The following is a 4462-nucleotide window of genomic DNA, read 5'->3' on the forward strand; positions in this document are numbered from 1 at the left end:
GGTGTTCCGACCATGTGCGTTCGTGTGAAACACGGAGCCAAAGCGGCCGTTATTGAGGAAAAGAAATTAGGTGGAACCTGTGTCAACGTCGGTTGTGTTCCTAAAAAAATCATGTGGTACGGGGCGCAAATCGCTGAGACTTTCCATCAATTTGGAGAAGACTACGGCTTTAAGACTACTGATCTTAACTTTGACTTTGCTACCCTACGTCGCAATCGTGAAGCCTATATTGATCGTGCTCGTTCTTCTTATGATGGCAGTTTTAAACGCAACGGAGTAGACTTGATTGAAGGCCATGCTGAATTTGTAGATTCTCATACTGTCAGCGTAAATGGTGAACTGATTCGTGCTAAACATATCGTGATTGCTACTGGTGCCCATCCAAGTATTCCAAATATTCCTGGTGCTGAGCTAGGTGGCTCTTCTGATGATGTATTTGCTTGGGAAGGATTACCAGAGTCAGTTGCTATTCTAGGCGCGGGTTATATCGCCGTTGAATTGGCTGGAGTACTCCACACCTTTGGTGTCAAGACAGACCTCTTTGTTCGTCGTGATCGTCCTTTACGTAGTTTTGATTCTTACATCGTTGAAGGTCTGGTAAAGGAAATGGAAAGAACAAACTTGCCACTTCATACTCACAAAGTCCCTGTCAAGTTAGAAAAAACTACTGATGGCATTACCATTCATTTCGAGGATGGTACTAGTCACACAGCTAGTCAAGTTATCTGGGCTACTGGTCGCCGTCCAAACGTTAAGGGCTTGCAACTTGAAAAAGCTGGAGTAACTCTGAACGAACGTGGCTTTATCCAAGTGGATGAATACCAAAATACTGTTGTTGAGGGAATCTACGCTTTAGGTGATGTAACAGGCGAAAAAGAACTAACTCCAGTTGCTATCAAGGCTGGACGTACTTTGTCTGAACGTCTCTTTAACGGCAAAACAACTGCAAAAATGGATTACTCAACTATTCCAACTGTTGTCTTTTCACACCCTGCTATCGGAACGGTTGGTTTGACAGAAGAGCAAGCTATTAAAGAATACGGTCAAGACCAAATCAAGGTTTACAAATCAAGCTTTACGTCTATGTACTCTGCTTGCACTGACAACCGTCAAGAAACACGTTTCAAATTGATCACAGCAGGTTCAGAAGAAAAAGTTGTCGGACTTCATGGAATTGGCTATGGTGTTGATGAAATGATTCAAGGATTTGCTGTTGCTATCAAAATGGGAGCAACCAAGGCAGACTTTGATGCAACTGTGGCGATTCACCCAACTGCATCTGAAGAATTTGTAACTATGCGTTAATCGAAACAACAGAAGCTGATACAAATGTGTCTGCTTCTTTTTTGATGTTTTCGAATCGATGAAAACAACTTAACCAATAAGCAAAATCGGCCGTTACAGTTTTTGTTACCTTGTTTTAAAAAATTGGTTGACAATAATTACTCTACGAGTATAATAGTTACTATACATCAGAAAAGAGGTTAACTATTTTGAAAAAAGCTCATATTTATGCTATCCCTGCTATTGGAGCTGCTCTCATTGCTGTTTTGGCACAAATCAGTCTTCCAATTGGACCTGTTCCCTTCACTCTGCAAAACTTTGCAATCGGCTTGATTGCAACTGTCTTTAGACCAAGAGAGGCTGTACTTTCTGTTGGACTCTATCTTCTTCTAGGTGCTATCGGTCTTCCTGTTTTTGCAGGAGGTGGAGCTGGTTTTCAGGCTTTAGTTGGTCCTACTGCAGGCTATCTTTGGTTTTATCTTGTTTATTCTGGACTTACATCCTCTCTAACCAACAGCAAGAGTAGTGTTGTCAAGATTTTTCTTGCAAACCTCTTGGGTGATGCCCTTGTCTTTGTCGGCGGGATTCTCAGCTTACATTTTCTTGCTGGAATGGCATTTGAAAAAGCTCTTGTTGTGGGGGTCATTCCCTTTATCATTCCAGACCTTGGTAAAATTATTGCTATTAGTTTTATTAGCCGTCCATTACTTCAACGCCTTAAAAATCAAGCTTACTTTGCTAACTAAAAAAGGATATCGAGTTGTCATGACTCAATATCCTTTTCATTCATTTTGACAACTTAGTTGCCTTTAAAGGCATCCACCATCGTTTGAAATTCTTCATTTGAGAGAGTGATCCCTTTACCCATTTTAGTATGGTCTGGACTCCAAGCACGAATATCAAACTTTGCAGGGGCTCCATTAAAGCTCACACGGTTGATTTCCTTGGTCCAACCTTTTTCGTTTTCAGAAAGAGTCAACAAGTGCTCTTCGATTTCAAATGTAAATTCTGCCATTTTCTTCTCCTTTTTTTGCTTTCATTTGATTATTCGTAAAATCTTGTAGATTTTAGGAAAATTTTATATAATATTGATATAAAAGAAGGGAGGCCAATATGAGACATAAATTCCAGCAAGTTCTAGATAAAATACATGACTTTTTAAATGGACATGAAGAACCAGACCATACTGAAAGCAACTCCCTTACAGCCACTATTGAAGAGGCTATCCAGAAACAAACTGCTGTTCACCTTATCTTGTCTGAGACAAGTTTTACAGGTGACATCATCAAATACGATCAGCAACGCCAGCAAATTATCGTGAAAAATTTTGCTAAAAATGTGACCCGTATTATCCGCATAAGCGATATTCAACGCCTACGATTTGTCCCTTCAACTGTCCAAACAGCCCAAAAAAATAGATTTAAGAAAGAGTGAGATGTAGTTGCTTCATCCCACTCTTTTTTCTTAGCGAATTTGTTCAAAATGTAAATGAACCGCGATATGATCTCCATAACCACTTCTTTCCAAGTCACGTTGTAGACGATAGGAAATGTAGTGTTCTGCTATGGTAATGTAACCTGCACCCAGTAAACGATGTTCAACCATAGACTGAATCATGCTGATGGTAGCACGTTCCACCTTGGCCTCTTCCAAATCCAAAACCACTTTCTTAGTGACTTGTGCAAGGTTTTGACGCAAATCATCTGTCAATACATAGACAGTCTGGGCTGCCTTTAAGATAGCTTGGTAAATCTTATCTGGATTAAATTCAGCAATTTCACCATCACGTTTGATTACTTGCATAGGTATCTCCTTTATTCTTTGTTTTCTTTAATTTCTGCCAGCATTTTTTCTTCTTCTGCTGTCAGTTGATAATGTTCAAGCAAATCCGGTCTGCGCTCGTAGGTTTTCTTTAAACTCTCATACAGGCGCCACTGACGAATCTTTTCATGGTGTCCACTCATCAGTACATCTGGCACGACCATCCCTCGATAATCGTAGGGGCGTGTGTACTGAGGGTATTCGAGAAGGCCTGAAGAAAAACTATCATCTTGGTGGCTAGACTCCTTGCCAATCACTTCTGGAATCAGGCGAACCGTCGCATCAATCATGGTCATGGCTGCCAACTCTCCACCAGTCAAGACATAGTCCCCCAGGGAAATCTCATCTGTCACCAAGGTCTTAATACGCTCATCATAACCCTCATAGTGCCCACAGATAAAGATTAACTCTTCCTCTTGAGCCAAATCCTCAGCATAGGCCTGATCAAACTGCTTTCCAGCTGGATCGAGGAGAATAACGCGCGGATTTTTCTTTTCAATAGCATCAAAGGAATCGAAAATGGGTTGAGCTCGGAGCAACATCCCCTGACCACCTCCGTAGGGCTCATCATCTACATGGCGGGCCTTTTCAGCATTTTCTCGAAAATTATGATACTGGATATCCAAGAGCCCTTTTTCTCGAGCCTTTCCAACGATTGAGTGCTCCAGTGGAGAGAACATCTCTGGAAAGAGGGTTAAAATATCAATCTTCATCGTCTAACCCTTCTAAGATTTCCACATCGACGCGGTTATTTGGAATATCAACATTGAGAACCACTGGTGGGATATAAGGTAAGAGCAAGTCACGTTTACCTTTTCGCTTGACAACCCAGACATCGTTAGCACCTGGTTGCAAGATTTCCTTGATGGTTCCAATCAAGTTATCACCCTCATAGACTTCCAAACCGATAATCTCGTGATAATAAAATTCACCATCGTCTAGGTCATTCAAATCTTCCTCAGCAACCTTGAGACTGTATCCCTTGTACTTTTCGATAGCATTGATATGGTACATGTCTTTGAATTTAATAATGTCAAAGTTCTTCTGTTTACGGTGGCTAGCAATGGTCACTGTTTGAACAAACTGATTTTTTTCATCAAACAAGGCCAGCTCAGCCCCTTTTTTAAACCGTTCTTCTGCAAAATCTGTCACAGACAAGACTCGCATCTCACCTTGCAATCCCTGCGTATTGACGATTTTCCCAACATTAAAGTAGTTCATCTTGTCTCCTATAGTCTCCTTCTTTCCATCTTATTCTGACAATTCTCGAATAATAGTCGCAATTTTTTCGGATTCAGACCACTGTAAATAATGGTGATTCCCTCCTAAAATGAGTTTAGTATTGGAAGTCCAATAT

At 40.9% G+C, this 4462-nt stretch carries 7 protein-coding genes and 1 pseudogene; 3 read left to right on the forward strand and 5 right to left on the reverse strand.

Going from position 1 to position 4462, the window contains the following annotated elements:
* Positions 1-12: 12 nt before the first annotated feature.
* Together gor and QZ565_RS08305 are read left to right on the forward strand one after the other, a co-directional pair.
* The gene (gene gor, locus QZ565_RS08300) at positions 13-1305 is read left to right on the forward strand and encodes a glutathione-disulfide reductase (protein ID WP_295528131.1); all 1293 of its coding nucleotides are present in this window, start codon (positions 13-15) and stop codon (positions 1303-1305) included.
* Between the two features lie 188 nt (positions 1306-1493).
* A complete protein-coding gene (locus QZ565_RS08305) occupies positions 1494-2030 on the forward strand; it encodes a biotin transporter BioY (protein ID WP_023946412.1) in 537 nt (178 codons plus the stop codon).
* A 53-nt stretch (positions 2031-2083) separates the two neighbouring features.
* On the opposite strand, the gene QZ565_RS08310 is transcribed toward QZ565_RS08305, so the two are convergent.
* A complete protein-coding gene (locus QZ565_RS08310; protein ID WP_000807422.1) occupies positions 2084-2299 on the reverse strand; it encodes a YdbC family protein in 216 nt (71 codons plus the stop codon).
* 98 nt (positions 2300-2397) lie between these two features.
* Here QZ565_RS08310 and QZ565_RS08315 point away from each other — a divergent pair, with 98 nt between their 5' ends.
* The gene (locus QZ565_RS08315; RefSeq protein ID WP_023943050.1) at positions 2398-2718 is read left to right on the forward strand and encodes a hypothetical protein; all 321 of its coding nucleotides are present in this window, start codon (positions 2398-2400) and stop codon (positions 2716-2718) included.
* Between the two features lie 30 nt (positions 2719-2748).
* On the opposite strand, the gene QZ565_RS08320 is transcribed toward QZ565_RS08315, so the two are convergent.
* The 4 genes and pseudogenes from QZ565_RS08320 to QZ565_RS08335 all read right to left on the reverse strand — a co-directional run.
* Positions 2749-3087 carry an ATP cone domain-containing protein gene (locus QZ565_RS08320; RefSeq protein WP_001196040.1) on the reverse strand — a complete coding sequence of 113 codons (339 nt, stop codon included), beginning with the start codon at positions 3085-3087 and terminating at the stop codon, positions 2749-2751.
* A gap of 11 nt (positions 3088-3098) precedes the next feature.
* On the reverse strand, positions 3099-3818 hold the full coding sequence (gene trmD, locus QZ565_RS08325; protein WP_138029520.1) for a tRNA (guanosine(37)-N1)-methyltransferase TrmD: 720 nt from the start codon (positions 3816-3818) through the stop codon (positions 3099-3101).
* Positions 3808-4326 (reverse strand): ribosome maturation factor RimM, encoded by a 519-nt coding sequence (rimM, locus tag QZ565_RS08330; RefSeq protein WP_001105905.1) that lies wholly within the window; start codon positions 4324-4326, stop codon positions 3808-3810. Before rimM ends, trmD begins: the two co-directional genes overlap by 11 nt.
* Before the next feature lie 30 nt (positions 4327-4356).
* A pseudogene (locus QZ565_RS08335) lies at positions 4357-4462 on the reverse strand (alpha/beta hydrolase); the annotation flags it as partial.

The organism is uncultured Streptococcus sp. (genome assembly GCF_915066115.1).
Taxonomy (GTDB): Bacteria; Bacillota; Bacilli; order Lactobacillales; family Streptococcaceae; genus Streptococcus.

Excerpts from the sequence above, each read along its gene's own strand:
- gor (WP_295528131.1), top strand. The coding sequence starts at position 13 with ATGTGCGTTCGTGTGAAACACGGAGCCAAAGCGGCCGTTATTGAGGAA.
- QZ565_RS08310 (WP_000807422.1), bottom strand. The coding sequence starts at position 2,299 with ATGGCAGAATTTACATTTGAAATCGAAGAGCACTTGTTGACTCTTTCT.
- QZ565_RS08315 (WP_023943050.1), top strand. The coding sequence starts at position 2,398 with ATGAGACATAAATTCCAGCAAGTTCTAGATAAAATACATGACTTTTTA.
- QZ565_RS08320 (WP_001196040.1), bottom strand. The coding sequence starts at position 3,087 with ATGCAAGTAATCAAACGTGATGGTGAAATTGCTGAATTTAATCCAGAT.
- trmD (WP_138029520.1), bottom strand. The coding sequence starts at position 3,818 with ATGAAGATTGATATTTTAACCCTCTTTCCAGAGATGTTCTCTCCACTG.
- rimM (WP_001105905.1), bottom strand. The coding sequence starts at position 4,326 with ATGAACTACTTTAATGTTGGGAAAATCGTCAATACGCAGGGATTGCAA.